The sequence below is a fragment of the Noviherbaspirillum sp. genome (assembly GCF_035944575.1).
Taxonomy (GTDB): domain Bacteria; phylum Pseudomonadota; class Gammaproteobacteria; order Burkholderiales; family Burkholderiaceae_D; genus Noviherbaspirillum.
In genome coordinates, this window is record NZ_DASZBA010000208.1 from 15479 (window position 1) to 30799 (window position 15321).

Annotated in this window: 21 protein-coding genes; 5 read left to right on the plus strand and 16 right to left on the minus strand. The window is 63.0% G+C overall.

Annotation, left to right across the window (positions count from 1 at the left end):
* The first annotated feature begins 30 nt into the window (after positions 1-30).
* Together VGU61_RS16545 and VGU61_RS16550 are read left to right on the plus strand one after the other, a co-directional pair.
* Complete coding sequence (locus tag VGU61_RS16545) at positions 31-504, plus strand: carboxymuconolactone decarboxylase family protein (RefSeq protein ID WP_326860305.1); 474 nt, start codon at positions 31-33, stop codon at positions 502-504.
* 43 nt (positions 505-547) lie between these two features.
* On the plus strand, positions 548-1300 hold the full coding sequence (locus tag VGU61_RS16550; protein WP_326860306.1) for an SDR family oxidoreductase: 753 nt from the start codon (positions 548-550) through the stop codon (positions 1298-1300).
* Positions 1301-1323: 23 nt separating this feature from the next.
* Here the strand turns inward: VGU61_RS16550 and VGU61_RS16555 are convergent, their stop codons facing one another.
* The 12 genes from VGU61_RS16555 to VGU61_RS16610 all read right to left on the minus strand — a co-directional run bounded on the left by VGU61_RS16555 (position 1324) and on the right by VGU61_RS16610 (position 11510).
* Complete coding sequence (locus tag VGU61_RS16555; RefSeq protein ID WP_326860307.1) at positions 1324-2025, minus strand: ABC transporter ATP-binding protein; 702 nt, start codon at positions 2023-2025, stop codon at positions 1324-1326.
* A complete protein-coding gene (locus tag VGU61_RS16560) occupies positions 2018-2782 on the minus strand; it encodes an ABC transporter ATP-binding protein (RefSeq protein ID WP_326860308.1) in 765 nt (254 codons plus the stop codon). Before VGU61_RS16560 ends, VGU61_RS16555 begins: the two co-directional genes overlap by 8 nt.
* A complete protein-coding gene (locus tag VGU61_RS16565) occupies positions 2779-3801 on the minus strand; it encodes a branched-chain amino acid ABC transporter permease (protein ID WP_326860309.1) in 1023 nt (340 codons plus the stop codon). The genes VGU61_RS16560 and VGU61_RS16565 overlap by 4 nt, the downstream gene beginning before the upstream one ends.
* A complete protein-coding gene (locus VGU61_RS16570) occupies positions 3798-4664 on the minus strand; it encodes a branched-chain amino acid ABC transporter permease (RefSeq protein ID WP_326860310.1) in 867 nt (288 codons plus the stop codon). Before VGU61_RS16570 ends, VGU61_RS16565 begins: the two co-directional genes overlap by 4 nt.
* 165 nt (positions 4665-4829) lie before the next feature.
* Positions 4830-5213, minus strand: coding sequence for a 4-carboxymuconolactone decarboxylase (gene pcaC / locus VGU61_RS16575; protein ID WP_326860311.1), 384 nt, complete (start codon positions 5211-5213; stop codon positions 4830-4832).
* Entirely contained in the window at positions 5206-6009 is an 804-nt protein-coding gene (gene pcaD / locus VGU61_RS16580; protein ID WP_326860312.1) for a 3-oxoadipate enol-lactonase, read from the minus strand. Before pcaD ends, pcaC begins: the two co-directional genes overlap by 8 nt.
* 14 nt (positions 6010-6023) lie before the next feature.
* The gene (locus VGU61_RS16585; protein WP_326860313.1) at positions 6024-7391 is read right to left on the minus strand and encodes a 3-carboxy-cis,cis-muconate cycloisomerase; all 1368 of its coding nucleotides are present in this window, start codon (positions 7389-7391) and stop codon (positions 6024-6026) included.
* Between the two features lie 58 nt (positions 7392-7449).
* Positions 7450-8031: a protocatechuate 3,4-dioxygenase subunit alpha gene (pcaG, locus tag VGU61_RS16590; RefSeq protein WP_326860314.1), complete on the minus strand. Its 582-nt coding sequence runs from the start codon at positions 8029-8031 to the stop codon at positions 7450-7452.
* Position 8032: 1 nt separating this feature from the next.
* Positions 8033-8737, minus strand: a complete 705-nt coding sequence (pcaH, locus tag VGU61_RS16595) for a protocatechuate 3,4-dioxygenase subunit beta (protein ID WP_326860315.1) — start codon at positions 8735-8737, stop codon at positions 8033-8035.
* A 239-nt stretch (positions 8738-8976) separates the two neighbouring features.
* Positions 8977-10179, minus strand: a complete 1203-nt coding sequence (gene pcaF, locus VGU61_RS16600) for a 3-oxoadipyl-CoA thiolase (protein ID WP_326860316.1) — start codon at positions 10177-10179, stop codon at positions 8977-8979.
* A 12-nt stretch (positions 10180-10191) separates the two neighbouring features.
* On the minus strand, positions 10192-10842 hold the full coding sequence (locus VGU61_RS16605; RefSeq protein WP_326860317.1) for a CoA transferase subunit B: 651 nt from the start codon (positions 10840-10842) through the stop codon (positions 10192-10194).
* Entirely contained in the window at positions 10839-11510 is a 672-nt protein-coding gene (locus VGU61_RS16610; protein ID WP_326860318.1) for a 3-oxoacid CoA-transferase subunit A, read from the minus strand. The genes VGU61_RS16605 and VGU61_RS16610 overlap by 4 nt, the downstream gene beginning before the upstream one ends.
* Positions 11511-11739: 229 nt before the next feature.
* Here VGU61_RS16610 and VGU61_RS16615 point away from each other — a divergent pair, with 229 nt between their 5' ends.
* On the plus strand, positions 11740-12570 hold the full coding sequence (locus tag VGU61_RS16615) for an IclR family transcriptional regulator domain-containing protein (RefSeq protein ID WP_326860319.1): 831 nt from the start codon (positions 11740-11742) through the stop codon (positions 12568-12570).
* Positions 12571-12612: 42 nt separating this feature from the next.
* Positions 12613-12993, plus strand: a complete 381-nt coding sequence (locus tag VGU61_RS16620) for a cupin domain-containing protein (RefSeq protein WP_326860320.1) — start codon at positions 12613-12615, stop codon at positions 12991-12993.
* Positions 12994-13044: 51 nt separating this feature from the next.
* Here VGU61_RS16620 and VGU61_RS16625 read toward each other — a convergent pair whose 3' ends face one another.
* The 3 genes from VGU61_RS16625 to VGU61_RS16635 form a co-directional block, all read right to left on the minus strand.
* Positions 13045-13395: a hypothetical protein gene (locus tag VGU61_RS16625; protein ID WP_326860321.1), complete on the minus strand. Its 351-nt coding sequence runs from the start codon at positions 13393-13395 to the stop codon at positions 13045-13047.
* 154 nt (positions 13396-13549) lie between these two features.
* The gene (locus VGU61_RS16630) at positions 13550-13993 is read right to left on the minus strand and encodes a thioesterase family protein (RefSeq protein WP_326860322.1); all 444 of its coding nucleotides are present in this window, start codon (positions 13991-13993) and stop codon (positions 13550-13552) included.
* 131 nt (positions 13994-14124) lie between these two features.
* Entirely contained in the window at positions 14125-14349 is a 225-nt protein-coding gene (locus VGU61_RS16635) for a hypothetical protein (RefSeq protein ID WP_326860323.1), read from the minus strand.
* 193 nt (positions 14350-14542) lie between these two features.
* Here VGU61_RS16635 and VGU61_RS16640 point away from each other — a divergent pair, with 193 nt between their 5' ends.
* On the plus strand, positions 14543-14917 hold the full coding sequence (locus VGU61_RS16640; RefSeq protein WP_326860324.1) for a hypothetical protein: 375 nt from the start codon (positions 14543-14545) through the stop codon (positions 14915-14917).
* A gap of 17 nt (positions 14918-14934) precedes the next feature.
* On the opposite strand, the gene VGU61_RS16645 is transcribed toward VGU61_RS16640, so the two are convergent.
* Positions 14935-15258, minus strand: coding sequence for a DUF1330 domain-containing protein (locus tag VGU61_RS16645; RefSeq protein ID WP_326860325.1), 324 nt, complete (start codon positions 15256-15258; stop codon positions 14935-14937).
* Positions 15259-15321: the final 63 nt, after the last annotated feature.

Genomic DNA, 15321 nt, shown 5'->3' on the forward strand with positions numbered 1-15321 from the left:
CTATCTGCACCTCACCTTCAAAGGAATAGCATGAACAACAGATTCATTTCCCTGAGTATCCTCGCGCTATCCATGGTCACTGCAACGGTCACCACAACCTCGGCCGCCGACGACGCTATCGACGCTCGGCGCGCAAAAGGCGAGGCGACCATCGCGAAACTGTCGGGCGGCGCCGGCCAGCCGGTATTGAATGCATTGCGACAGGATTTCCCGGTCCTCGCGGACGGCATTGTCGATTATTCGCTCGGCGACGTGTGGTCGCGCGGCGTACTGGACGACCGTACGCGCCAGCTTGCGGCAGTGGCGGCGTTCGCCGCTCAAGGCAATGCGACCGTCCTGAAAATCCACGCAGGCTATGCATTGAAGCTCGGCGCGACGGAAGAAGAACTCAAGGAAATCGTCTACCTGACGACGGTCACGGCGGGCTTCCCGCGTGCCATCGATGCAGCGCAGGCGCTGAGGGAAGTATTCGCCGCACGGCGCACCGACAGTGCGCCGCGCTGATCGCACATTCCTCTTTTCAGATACCTCACAGGAGCATTCCATCATGAACAGCATTCAATCCGGCACTATCAAAGATAAAGTCGTACTGATTACCGGCGCCAGCAGCGGCATTGGCGAAGCGACCGCCCGCCATCTTGCGCACAGGGGGGCCCACGTGATAATGGGCGCGCGCCGTACCGACCGGCTGGAATCGCTTGCCGCAGACATCCGGGCGAACGGCGGATCGGTGCGCTTTCGCGCGCTTGACGTGACACAGCTGGAAAATATGAAGCACTTCGTCGATGCCGCATTAGACGAATTCGGCAGGGTCGATGTGATGATCAACAATGCAGGGGTAATGCCGCTATCGAAGCTCGAAGCGCTCAAGATCGATGAATGGAACCGGATGATCGACGTCAACATCCGCGGCGTACTGCATGGCATTGCCGCCGCCCTGCCGGTCATGCAGAAGCAGCGCTCCGGCCAGTTCATCAACATGGCGTCGATCGGCGCGCATGCCGTCAGCCCGACCGCGGCGGTCTACTGCGCGACCAAGTATGCGGTGCTGGCGATCTCGGAAGGATTGCGGCAGGAGGTGGGCGGCGATATCCGGGTCACGCTGGTGTCGCCGGGCGTCACCGAGTCGGAACTGGCGGAATCGATTTCCGATCCCGCGGGGCGGGAAGAGATGCGCACATTCCGCAGCATTGCCATTCCGGCCGACGCGATCGCCCGTGCCGTCGCCTATGCGGTCGAGCAGCCGGCCGATGTCGATGTAAGTGAAATCATCGTGCGCCCGACCGCCAGCATGTACTGATCCGCGATCAGGCGACGATGTCATTACGAGACCGCCACGAGCCGGTCCAGCACCTCCGGCTCGCGCAACAGGCTTTCGCTGTCGGAATCGTGCACGATGCGTCCGCGGTCGAGCACGATCGCGCGCCTGGTGATCGACAGCGCCATGCGCGCATGCTGCTCGACCACGATCACCGACATGCCCTTGTCGACGATCAAGGCGCGCAGGGCCCGCAGCAATTCCTGCACGATGATCGGTGCCAGACCTTCCATCGGCTCGTCGAGCAGCAGCAGTTTCGGGTTGACCATCAACGCCCTGGCGATCGCCAGCATCTGCTGCTCGCCGCCGGACAACTGGCTGCCGAGATTGCCGCGCCGCTCTTCGAGGCGCGGGAATAACTGGTAAATCTTCTTCACATCCCATTCGCCGGGACGCGCCACCACCGTCAGATGTTCCTCCACCGTCAGCGACGGAAACATGAAGCGTTCCTGCGGCACCCAACCCAGACCTGCCTGCGCCCGCGCATGCGTCGGCACGCGGCCGATGTCGGCGCCCTGCCAGCGTATCGTGCCGCCATGCTGGCGGGTCAGCCCCATCAATGTGATCAATAACGTGCTCTTGCCGACGCCGTTGCGGCCGAGCAGTGCGAGGCTGTCGCCTTCCTGCATGGCGAAGGAAATGTTTTCCAGCACCACCGATTCGCCGTAGCCAGCGGTGACCTTGTCGAGCGCGAGCAGATCAGCCATGTTCCGCCTCCCCCAGATAGACTTCCTTCACGCGGGGATCGGCGGCGATTTCCGCCGGCGTGCCTTCGGTCAGCACCCTGCCGCCGACCATTACCGTGATGCGTTCGGCGAAGCGGAACACCAGTCCCATGTCGTGCTCGATGAAGACCACGGTGACATCGCGCGGCAGCCGGGCGATGACGTCGAACAGCTCCGCGCTTTCGGCGGCGGGAATCCCGGCGGCCGGCTCGTCGAGCAGCAGGACCTTCGGTCTGGTCGCCAACGCCAACGCGATCTCGACCAGCCGCTGCTTGCCGTACGGCAGGTTGCGCGTCACGGCATGGGCGTCGCGATCCATCTTCAGCGACGCCAGCAGCGCCATCGCCTCGGCGATTTCTGCATGGTGCCGGGCGACTGTCCTATGCCAGGTGAACTGGAGTTCCTTGCGCTCGAAAATCGCCAGCATCACCGATTCCAGCACCGTCAGTCCGGCGAACAGGGTATTGATCTGGAAGGTGCGTGTCATGCCGCGCTTCACGCGCTGGTGCTGCGGCAAGGCGGTGATGTCCTGACCGCCGAAAAACACCTTGCCCGATGTGGGAGGCAGGCTGCCGGTCAGCAGGTTGATGAAGGTCGTCTTGCCGGCGCCGTTCGGGCCGATCAGCGCATGCCGTGCGCCGGCTTTGAAGGACAGGTTCACGTCGCTGTTGGCCTTGAATGCGCCCCACTGCCTGGAGAGCCCCTCTGTACGCAAGATGGCGTCGGTCGTCGAGCTCATTTCCTGCCGCCCTGCGAAACGAACCGGTCGCGTATCTTTTCCAGCCCGCCGAGGATGCCGCCGCGCGCGAACAGCACGATCACGATCAGCAGCAGGCCGATCCAGAATTGCCAATACGCCGGATTGAGTCCGGCGATGTAATCCTGCGCCAGCATGAACACCATCGCCCCGATCAGCGCGCCATAGAGCCGGCCGGTGCCGCCGAGCACGAGGATGATTACCAGTTCCGCCGAGCGGGCGAAGCTGAGGCTGTCGAGGCCGACGAATTGCGTGGTCTGGGCCAGCAGCGCACCGGCCACGCCCGCAACCGCCGCGCCGATGGTGAATGCCACGGTCAGTCGCCGGTGGACATTTGCGCCGATGGCGGGCATCCTGCGTCCGCCCTCACGGATGCCGACGAGGCTGAGTCCGAACGGCGAATGAACGATACGGCGCAGCAGCGCGAACAGGATCAGCAGCACGGCGAAACTATAGAAGAAAGCGGCCTTGCCATACAGGTCGAATTCAAACACACCGAATAGTTTGCCCACCATCATTCCCTGCAGGCCGTCAACGCCGCCGGTGATGAAGGCCGCCTTGTTGGCCGCTTCAAAGAACATCAGGCCGATGCCGAGCGTGACCATCAGCCGCGTGAGGTCGTTGCCGCGCACCACCAGGAAGCTGACGATGAAGCCGGCCAGCGCCGCCAGCGCGCCCGCCGCCAGCAGGCCGGAGATCGGTTCGCCCCAGCCATGCACCGACAGCAACCCGGCCGTGTAGGCGCCGAGTCCGAAGAATGCCGCGTGTCCGAGCGAAACGATGCCGGCGTAACCGAGAATGAGGTCGAGCGACAGCGCGAACAGGCCGACGATCATGATCTGGCTAATCAGCACGAGATAGCCGGGGAACAGGAAATAGGCGAGCAGCGGCGACAACCAGAAGATGATTTCGAGCGGACGCCAGCGATCGTTCGGCAAACGCATCGCGGGTAGTGCATCGGCTGGAGCTGCCAGCGGCGTGGAGAGTGTTGTCGGCTTCATGTGCGCCTCCCGAGCAGGCCGGACGGAAACAGGATCAGCAGCACCACCATCAGCCCATAAATCACGAAGGCGCCGATCTCCGGGACATAGTACTTGCCTGCCACATCAAACACGCCAAGGATCAATGCGGCGATCAGCGGCCCCTTGATGGTGCCGGCGCCGCCGACGGCGACCACGAGCAGGAAGTACACCATGTACTTGATCGGAAACACCGGATCGAGTCCGAGCACGTCGATGCCCAGTCCGCCGCCAAGTCCGGCCAGGCCGGAACCGAGTGCGAAGGTCAGGCTAAAGACGCGGTTGACGTTGATGCCGAGGCCGGCGGACGCCTGCTGGTTGTCGACCGACGCGCGGATCTGCGCGCCGAAGCGGGTGCGCTCGATCAGGTAACCGAGCGCCAGCGTGACGACGATGACGATACCGATGAGGAACAGCCGGTAAGTACCCACATCCAGCCCCAACAGCGACACCTGGCCGCGCAACCAGTCGGGCAAGGCCACCGGCTGCTGCGTCGGACCGAAGAGATAGGTTGCGCCGGCCACCGCCATGAAGGTCAGGCCGATGGAGAACAGGACCTGGTCGAGATGGGGGGCCTTGTACAGGCGGCGGTAAAGCGTCCGCTCAAGGACGAAACCGACTGCCGCGCTGGCGGCGAATGCCAGCGGCAGGGTCAGCAGGAAAGGCATGCCGGCGCGGCTCATCAGCACCACGCAAGCGTAGCCGCCGAGCATTGCGAAGGCGCCGTGGGCGAGATTGATGAAGTTCATCAGGCCCATGGTGACCGACAGGCCCACGCTGATGAGAAACAGCAGGCTGCCGTAGGCGATGCCGTCGAAAAGGACCCCGAGGAGGTTGGTTAGCATGATGGAGCGCGGCGGTTGTCGGAATTGACGTGCATGGGTTGTCTCCTATTGTTTTGTTCTTTTAGTCGACGGTAATTTTGCAAAGACTTTCCACCAAATTACCGTAGGATCCCCTCCCCCATGCAGGGAGAAGGGGCCTTTTCTTTCTCTATACAACGGGTAAATTCACTTTGCATCCACCTCCCCAAACACCTCCTCCGCCAATTTAAACGCCGAATTCGCCGCCGGCACCCCGCAATAGATCGCCGCCTGCAGCAGCACCTCCTTGATTTCCTCCCTGCTCACGCCATTGTTGGCAGCGGCGCGCAGATGCAGCTTCAATTCCTCCTCGCGATTGAGCGCCACCATCGCCATGATGGTCAGCAAGCTGCGCGTATGGCGCGGCAGGCCCGGCCGGTTCCAGATTTCACCCCAGGCATAGCGCGTGATCAGGTCTTGGAAATCGCCGTTGAAATCATTCCGCTTCGCCTGCGCACTATCGACATATGCGTCACCCAGTACCGCGCGGCGCACCTGCATGCCGTTGGCATGCCGCTCCTTGTCATCCACGGCCGGCTCCTTCCAGCAGGAAGTCCGCCAGCGTCCGGTTGAAGGCCTCCGCCTGTTCCATGTTCGACAGATGCGCCGCGTCCAGTTCGACATAGCGCGCGCCGGCAATCCGGTCGGCGATGAACCTGCCATCCTGCGGTGTCGTCGCCAGGTCATGCGTGCCCGCAATCACCAGCGTTGGCGCGGTGATCGTTGAGACGCCGTCACGCTGATCCATGTCGCGCACCGCGGCGCAGTTGGCGGTATAGCCGGCAGCCGGCGTCTGCAGCAGCATCTGCCTCACCCGCTCGATCTCTTCCTGTGCCTGCTGGCGGTAGCCGGGCGTGAACCAGCGGTCCAGCACCGCCGGAACGATGGCCGCCATGCCTTCCGCATTGACCGTGTGGATGCGCGTATTCCAGGCGTCCGGCGTGCCGATCTTCGCGCCGGTATTGCACAGCGCCAGCCTGTCGATGCGCTCCGGTTGGTTGATGCCGAGCCAGAGGCCGGTCATGCCGCCCATCGACAGCCCGCAGAAATGGGCACGGGGAATCCCGGCATGATCCATCAGGCTGACGACGTCGCTCCCGAGCTGCGCGATATCGTAGGGACCGGCCGGAACCCCGGATTCGCCATGTCCCCGGGTGTCATACCGCAATATGCGGAATTCACTCCTCAGCGCTGTCATTTGAGGCGCCCACATATCGAGCGTGGTGCCGAGGGAATTGGAAAGGATCAGCCATGGCGCGCGCTCGTCGTCGCCGCGGCCGTCGATCCGGTAATGCAGACGCACATCCTTGCTGTCGAAGAAAGGCATGTCGGTGTTCTCCTTTAATGTTCGTTTCGCTGCCGATGGGTATGAAGGACACGGTCGACGAAGGCCGCCGCCTGCCCAAGGTAGTTGACGGGATCGAGCAGGCGGTCGATCTGCCGTGGCGACAGTTCGGCGCTGATCGCCGGATCAGCCAGCAGCGCTTCGCGCAGGTGCAGCCCTTCCCCGGCGGCGCGGTGGCAGGCGGCTTCCACCAGCTGGTGTGCGGCCAGCCGGCCGATCGATGCGCCTAGCGCAAGCGTCACCGCTTCGGCCATGATCTGTCCGCCGGTCGCATCGAGATTGGTGCGCATGCGCGTTGCATTCACTGTCAATCCTTCCGCCACCTGGCGCATCTGCTGCAGCGCGCCGGCAGTCAGTTGCACGATTTCCGGCAACGTATCCCACTCCGCCTGCCAGCCGCCAAGCGCGCGCTCATGTTCCTGCACCATGCCGGCCAGCATGGTGGCGATCAGGCCCGGCACCCGCAACGCGGCGGTCAGCGCCGCCGCGCAGCCGACCGGATTGCGCTTGTGCGGCATGGTTGATGAGCCGCCCCGTCCATGGGCGACCGGCTCGGCGGCTTCCGCGACATCGGTCTGCATGTGCAGCGATACGTCGCGCGCCATCTTGCCGAGCGTGCCGGTCAGCATGCCCAGTACCGTCGCCGCTTCCGCCATGCGGTCGCGGTGGGTATGCCACGGCGTGTCGGGCAGGGCAAGTTGCAGGTCCGCCGCCAGCGCCTGCGCCACCGGCATGCCCTGGTCCCCCAGGCTGGCAAGCGTGCCGGCCGCGCCGCCGAATTGCAGCGTCAGCACGCGCCGGCGCATCTCCGTCAGCCGGTCCTGGTGGCGGTGCAGCGCATCGAGCCAGCCGGCGACTTTCAAGCCAAAGGTGATCGGCAGTGCATGCTGCATCCAGGTACGGCCGACCAGTGGCGTATTGCGATGGGTTTGCGCCTGCAGCGCGAGCGCGCTCGCCAGGTGCGCGAGGTCGGCCTCGATCAGGTCCAGCGCCTTGCGCAGTTGCAGGACCAGGCCGGTATCGATCGCATCCTGGCTGGTGGCACCCCAGTGCACGAACTTCGATGCGTCCTTGTCGTCCCGCGCAACCAGGGCGGTGAGCTGCTTGACCAGCGGTATGGCGAGATTCCCTGCGGCCGCGCCGGCCTGCGCCAGTTGCGGCAGGTCGATCAGCGCGGCATTGCATTTGGCGGCGATCGGCCCGGCCGCCGTTTGCGGGATGACGCCCGCCCGCGCTTCGGCCCGCGCCAGTGCGGCTTCGAAGTCCAGCATGCCCTGCACGCACGCGCGCGCCGAAAACACGTCCGGCATCGTGTCGCCGGAAAACATGGGCGCGGTCAGGGTGGCGAGCGGCGGTGGCGGCATGACGACTCCTTTATCGGACAAAGCGGAATGGACGCCGGTACATGGTCATGGGTGGACGTCACACATCGAAGAAGACGGTTTCGCCCTGGCCGTGCCAGTCGCCCTGGATCAGAATATTCCATTCCAGGGCTCCGTCACGGTCGTGGATGCGGCGAGCGACCAGCGTCTCGCGCCGCTCCGCCGGGACCAGGGCAAGCACCGGGTCGTCGGCGTTGGCGGGATCGTCCGGAAAATAAATGCGCGTGACCAGCCGCTTGATGAGACCGCGGGCGAATACCGACACGACGATGTGCGGCGCCTGCGGTTTGCCGCCCTGACCCGGTACGCCGCCGGGTTTCACCGTCATGAAACTGAAGCGCCCGTTGCCGTCGGTGGGGATGCGTCCGAAGCCGGTGAAGTTCGGTTCCAGCGGCAGCGGGCGGGTATCGTCGGGATGGGCATACCTGCCGTGCGCATTGGCTTGCCAGATCTCGATCACGCCGTCGGTGACGGGCTTGCCGTCGCCGTCGTACAGGTATCCCGTGATGCCGATGCGTTCGCCGGTGACGCCGTCAGGGGCGAGGTTGTCGTTGTTCAGGCCATCCATCCCGATATGCAGGAACGGCCCGACGGTCTGCGATGCGGTCATGTGCAGGCTCATGTCATTTCTCCATCGGCGTCGCGTCGCGGCCGCGCAGCACGATATCGAAGCGGTAGCCGAGCGCGACTTCCGGCACCGTGTGCTCCCAGTCGAACGACGACACCAGACGGTTGCGCGACTGCTCATCGGCGGTGGCATTGAAGATCGGGTCGAATGGCAGCAGCGGGTCGCCGGGAAAATACATCTGCGTCACCAGCCGCGTGGCGAATGCGTCGCCGAACAGCGAGAAGTGGATATGCGCCGGACGCCAGGCGTTGTGGTGATTGCGCCAGGGATAGGCGCCGGGCTTGATGGTGATGAAGCGGTAACGTCCTTCGTTGTCGGTCATCGCCCGTCCCCCGCCGCCGAAATTCGGATCGAGCGGCGCGTCGTGAAGGTCATTTTTGTGCGTATAACGGCCGGCGGCATTGGCCTGCCAGATTTCCAGCAGGGCGTGCCGAACCGGCCTGCCGTCCTCGTCCATCACGCGGCCGCTGACGATGATGCGCTCGCCGAGCGGCTCGCCGGCATGCTGCTTCGTCAGGTCGCTGTCGGTCGGCTGGACGATGTCGTGGCCGAAGACCGGGCCAGTGACTTCGGAGAGAGTCTGGGGCAGCAGGATCAGCGGCTTCGATGGCGACCGCTTGTGGGTGGACATGTAGGTGTCGCAGCGGTAGTCGGGCTGGGTGCCGGGGGCGGGACGGCGGTATTGGGGGATGGTGGGCATGGGGTGTCTCCTTCTTTTTTAAAGACGGCTATGCCATGTTGCGGCGGGCATTTCATGCTTGCAGAGCTCCTTCCCCGCTTGTAGGGGGAAGGCTGGGAGGGGGTTGCGAAGGTCGGGCAACTGCATGTGATCGCTCGCCCCTACCACCCCTACCCTACGCCCGGCGCCCCTAACCCTCCCCCTTACAGAGGGGACAGGTCAGTGATAATTTCGCCGCAGAAGTCAGCAATATCCCGAGCTCACACCCGCTCGATCACCACTGCAATCCCCTGCCCGACGCCGATGCACATCGTGCACAGCGCATACCGTCCTCCGGAGCGCTGCAACTGATACATCGCCGTCGTCACAAGCCGCGCGCCGCTCATGCCCAGCGGATGGCCCAGCGCAATCGCGCCGCCGTTGGGGTTCACCCGCGGATCATTATCGGCGATGCCGAGCATGCGCAGTACCGCAAGCCCCTGCGCAGCGAACGCTTCATTCAATTCGATGACATCCATCTGGTCGGTCGTCATGCCGAGTTGCTGCAGCAGCTTCTGCACTGCCGGCGCCGGGCCGATGCCCATCACCCGCGGCGGCACGCCGGCGGTCGCCATGCCGACGATGCGCGCACGCGGCGTCAGTCCATGGCGGGCGGCCGCTTCCTCGTTTGCCAGCAGCAATGCGCAGGCGCCATCGTTTACGCCGGAGGCATTGCCGGCGGTCACCGTGCCGTCGGGGCGCACCACGCCTTTCAGCCTGGCCAGCGCCTCCATGCTGGTTGCGCGCGGGTGTTCGTCATGCTCGACCACCAGCGGATCACCCTTCTTCTGCGCAATCGACACCGGCACGATTTCCTGCGCCAGGATGCCGGCCTTCTGTGCAGACGATGCCTTTTCCTGGCTGGCCAGCGCGAACAGGTCCTGGTCTTCGCGATTGACCTTGTAATCCGCGGCGACGTTCTCGGCCGTCTCCGGCATCGCATCCACGCCGTACAGCGCCTTCATCTTCGGATTGATGAAACGCCAGCCGATGGTGGTATCGAACAGTCCCGCGCTGCGCGAAAAAGCGCTGTCGGCCTTGCCCATCACGAAGGGTGCGCGAGTCATCGACTCGACGCCGCCGGCGATCATCAGGCTGGTGTCGCCTGCCCGTATCGCCCGCGCGGCGCTGCCGACGGCATCCATGCCGGAGCCGCACAGGCGGTTAATGGTGGACCCCGGCACATCCTGCGGCAGGCCGGCCAGCAGCGACGACATGCGCGCGACGTTGCGGTTGTCCTCGCCGGCCTGGTTGGCGCAGCCGAAAATCACATCCTGCACCGCCGCCCAGTCGACGTCGCGGTTGCGTTCCATCAGTGCCCGCAGCGGCACGGCGCCGAGATCGTCCGCGCGCACGTCCTTGAGGGCGCCGCCGTAGCGGCCGATCGGCGTGCGGATGGCATCGCAAATGAAGGCATGGGTCATCGTTCTGTCCTTTCAGTTTGAGTCGGGTCGGTACGTCAGCGGCACACCGGTGATGCGCCGCAATTCGTCGAACGGCATGTCGGCAAGAATCTCGGTCACCACCAGTCCCTCCGGCGTCACGTCGATCACCGCCAGATCGGTGTAGATGCGATTGACACAACCCACGCCGGTCAGCGGATAGGTGCATTCCGCTACTACCTTGCTCTGCCCGCTCTTGGTCTGGTGCTCCATCATGATGAAAACCTGCTTTGCGCCGATGGCGAGATCCATCGCGCCGCCGACGGCGGGAATCGCGTCCGGCGCGCCGGTATGCCAGTTGGCGAGGTCGCCGCCGACCGAGACCTGGAACGCGCCGAGCACGCAGATATCGAGATGGCCGCCGCGCATCATCGCGAAGGAATCGGCGTGATGAAAATACGAACCTCCGGTGAGGATGGTGACCGGCTGCTTGCCGGCATTGATCAGGTCCTCATCCTCCTCGCCCGGCGCAGGCGCGGGCCCCATGCCGAGCAAGCCGTTTTCGGTATGCAGGAACACCTCGCGTTCCGGCGGCAGGTGGTTCGCCACCATGGTCGGCAGGCCGATGCCGAGGTTGACATAAGCACCTTCGGGAATGTCGCGCGCCACGCGGGCGGCGATCTGGTCGCGGGTCAATCGCTTCATGCCGCCGCTCCTTCCCGCACCACGCGCTGCACGAAGATGCCGGGCGTGACGATCGATTCCGGATCAAGCTCGCCGAGAGGCACGACTTCACTGACCTGGGCGATCGCGCACTTCGCCGCCATCGCCATGATGGGGCCGAAGTTGCGCGCCGTCTTGCGGTACACCAGGTTGCCCCAGCGGTCGCCGCGATGGGCCTTGATCAGCGCAAAGTCGGCATGGATGGGCGACTCCAGCACATACTGGCGGCCGTTGATCTCGCGCGTCTCCTTGCCCTCCGCCAGCAGCGTACCGTAACCGGTCGGCGAAAAGAAGCCGCCGATGCCGGCGCCGGCGGCGCGGATACGTTCGGCAAGGTTGCCTTGCGGCGTCAGTTCCAGTTCGATCTCGCCGGCGCGGTAAAGCCCGTCGAATACATGGGAGTCGGCCTGGCGTGGGAAGGAACAGATGATCTTGCGCACGCGTCTGGCTTTGAGCAGCGCCGCCAGGCCGGTATCGCCGTTGCCGGCGTTGTTGTTGACGATGGTAAGTTCGCGCGCGCCCTGCTCCAGCAGCGCATCGATCAGCGCGGACGGCATGCCGGCATTGCCGAAACCACCGATCATGACGGTAGCGCCTTCGTGGATATCGCGCACCGCTGCTTCCAGCGAAGGAAAGATTTTGTCGATCACGTCGTTGCCCTTGCGTTAGGCGTGCCGGCGGGTCAAGCGCTGTAGCACGGGTCTTGCCGCCTGGATTGACTTTGTTCGATTACCGAACTAATGTCTGTTTATAGAACACGATGCAGTGTAGTCATTGCCTTATCACAGCGTCAACCGCCGTGCGCAAAATGTGTTCGATGGCCGAACGCAATGTAAGTGCCATGCCGGCAGTGTGACCGCAACAGAAAGGAACAGGGTTATGGAAGGCAACGCGGATGCCGTGACGCCGAAGAAGCCGCTGAAAGCGCTCACCATTGCGGAGGAAATCGACGCCCTCACCGATCCCAGCTTCATGACCTCGCTGGCGCGTGGTCTGGCGGTGATCCGGGCATTCAGCGATCAGCGGCGCAGCCTGACAATCGCCCAGATCAGTCACCGCACCGGCATTCCCCGCGCCGCCGTGCGGCGTTGCCTGCATACCCTCAGGCAACTCGGTTATGTGGATGTGGAGGCGAACAATTTTTCGCTCAAGCCAAAGATACTCACTCTCGGCTATTCCTATCTCTCCTCGACCCCGCTGACGGTCGCGGCCCAGCCCTGTCTCAACGGCATCAGCCGCACGCTGAATGAATCCTGCTCGCTGGCGGTATTCGACGAAACCGAAATCCTCTACGTCGCCCGCTCCGCCACCTCCCGCATCATGTCGGTCGCGCTCAACACCGGCAGCAGGCTTCCGGCCTACTGCACTTCGCTGGGCCGCGTATTGCTCGCCCACTTCAGCGAGGAGGCATTGACGGCGTACTTCGCCCGCGTGGGACTCAAGGCCTTCACCGACAAGACCGTTGTGTCGGAACGCGGCGTGCGCGACATCCTCGAACGCGTCCGGCATGCCGGCTATGCGCTGGTCGAGGAGGAACTCGAAATCGGTTTGCGTTCGATCGCGGTCCCGGTGCGGGGCGCATCGGGCAATGTCATCGCGGCACTGAATATCGGCGCACAGGCGACGCGCGTCGGCGCAAAGAGAATGCGGGAGGAGTTTCTGCCGGTGCTGCAGCGCGGCGCGCAGGAGTTGTCGGTGCTGCTGCCGTAGCATATACGGCGTCGACTATCGATACAGGAAAGGAAAGTGCCAATGTCCATCAACCCCGAAACCACTTACGTCCATCTCGGAACGGATGGAAGCGCAACAGAGGTCGAGGGTGGCGAGCGGTTCTGGTCGCTTCCTCCGGATATGATCAATCGCTTCGCGCAGGGCTGGCTGATCTCGGAATATGTATTTGACGAAGATTGGCGCAACTGGGAAATGCACCCGCACGGGGACGAATTCGTCTACCTGCTTTCCGGCGAGGCGGAGATGCTGCTCGAGGAAGAGGCGGGAATTCGCAACATATTGCTCCGCAATCGCGGCGCGGTGCTAGTGCCCAAAGGCGTATGGCATACAGCCAGGGTGCGCACGCCCTGCCGCATGCTGCATATCACGCGCGGCGAGGGAACGCAGCACCGCGCCGTCTAGGAATTGCGGGCATCGCGCGCTTCGCGGGTGCGAGACACGCGCAGGAGCAGGTTACTTGCTCGGTTTCGGGCTATTCGAATCGTTCGTCGTGCTGCCGGTATGCCCGCCGGTCGCGGCCGGTCCTCCGGTGACTCCGGCGGCGCTTCCGGTGGCGGCCCTGCCGCCTGCATCGCCCGCCTGCGCGGCACTGCTGCCGGAACTGCCGGCATCCTTGCCTTGCTTGTCCGGACTCTTGTTCGCCTCGGCCTTTTCTTTTTTGCTTGCGTCCTTCTTCTTGGCCTGCGCGCTTGTTTTATCTTCCGCTTTCGCGCCGGAATGTCCGGCGTGGTCGCTGGCGGCGAAGGCGGACGTGGCGGATAAGGCGAACGCCCCGGCGATCAGGTATGCATGAAATTTGCTCATTGGAATGCCCTTTGAAAAATGGTTTGGCAAGGCCATGAGCAGAATCTAAAACGGGTGAGATACCGCCGGATTGACGAGTCTTAACAAGCTGGTGAATAACCGCCCTCGCCGGTGTTTTTCCGGTGATGCATGCAAGCATCACATCCGCACCGCCTTAGTCTATCCAGTTCACTTTCGGAAATTTGTGATGAAAGGCCTCCGGCATCGGCACGACTTTCCTGCTGCGGTAGTTGAAGAACACGAAGCCCGATTTCGCCATGGCGATCAGGGCATTATCACGCGGACGGGTGATGCGGAACATGATGTCGCCGCCGTATTTGTTGAAGTCCATCACGCCCACCTCGAACAGCAACTGGTCGCGCGCACGTGCCTCGTTCCTGTACGTGGTAGCCAGATCGGTAACGATGGTGCCCGTACCATCCTCCTGCGTGCCCTCCAGGCCAAAATCGAAGAAGAACCGGGCGCGTGCTTCAGAGATCATCGAGATCATCGAATCATTGCCCAGGTGGTTGGCGGAATTGATGTCGGTGACGCGCACCGTCAGGTGGGTGGAATAGCAATACTGGTCTTCGGGGAATTCTAGCTGGAGGCGGGCCATCGGGATCTCGCTGTCGGTTTTGCAACTCAGGCTTGCGCCCGTGCGGGACAAGATTGTACCGATGGACCGGTGCCGGCAGGATTGTTTGTGTATTGCCAGCAACGCAACCGGGGCATTCGATGTATCAGCCTTCAGGGCGTATGACTGATCTGCTGGAACCGCTCTTCTTCTTCCGGCGACAGGGCATGGACAAGGAACATGCTCAGGCTCCAGCGGGTTTCACAATTGCCGCAATGCGGACAACTGATCTTTTCCGGCCTCAGCTCGCCTTCGAAAAGACTATCGTCTTCGCTGCGGAACTCGTTCACCTGGTAGGGACGCCGGCATCGCCAGTTGCTGCAGCGCTCGATCCACATGGCTTCCTCCGTATGAAATCGTACATACGGCACGCATCGACGGAATGATGCCGTTTTCACGAAAACTTACTGAATCCATTGCAGAGTGTCAATATGCCATTATGTCGCTATACTGGCTATCGGTTAGCATACGCGGCCCATCCGAAGGCCGCGATCATCCCAAATCTGCAATGTGCAACAGGGAGACAGGCACATGCGTCAGCTTGAACTTTGCAAACGATATCTGGCCGTGCTGGGCAAAGGGGAACTTGAGAAAGTGCTTCAATTGTTCGAGACGGGGGCCGTCGTCGTATCGCCGCTATACGGGACGCTGGATGCGCAGTCATACCACGACCGTTTTTTCGCAGACACCGACATCAGCCGCGCGCTCGGGCGGCTGATCAATGTCTTTCATGCGATGAACGACGAGCGGCACATCGCATTGCATTTTCACTATACATGGGTGCGCAAGGATGGCCGGACGATCGCATTCGAGTGTGTCAATGTGTATGAACTGACAACGGATCTCGGCAAGTTCACCAAGATCACCAGCATCTATGACACCGGACTTCTGAGGCCGAAAGGATAACGCCGCTTGAAATCGATTCAGCGCCGGTATCCGTCGATCCCGCGCACCAGCAGGGCCACCGCATCGGCGCCCGCCTTGCGATCCCTCGCGATCTCCTGATAGGCGGGGGAATCCGCCCAGTCGCGATAAGACGTCTCGTCCGGAAAGGAAAGCAGGACGATCTTGTCTCCCTGCCATTGGCCTTCAAGCACCTGCGGCTTTTCGTCGGCGGCGAGAAGCCGACCATTGAAGCGCCTGAATACGTCGGCGAATCGCGCCTGGTATCTATCGTAGGCATCACGTTTCCTGAAAGTCAGTTGAACGATCACATACACGGTCATGGCGTCTCCTTGGGTTCTCATCCATCTTCCAGTCCGGATACACGGCAACCCGGAATCATCGGCGTCGATTATGCTGTGCAGGCG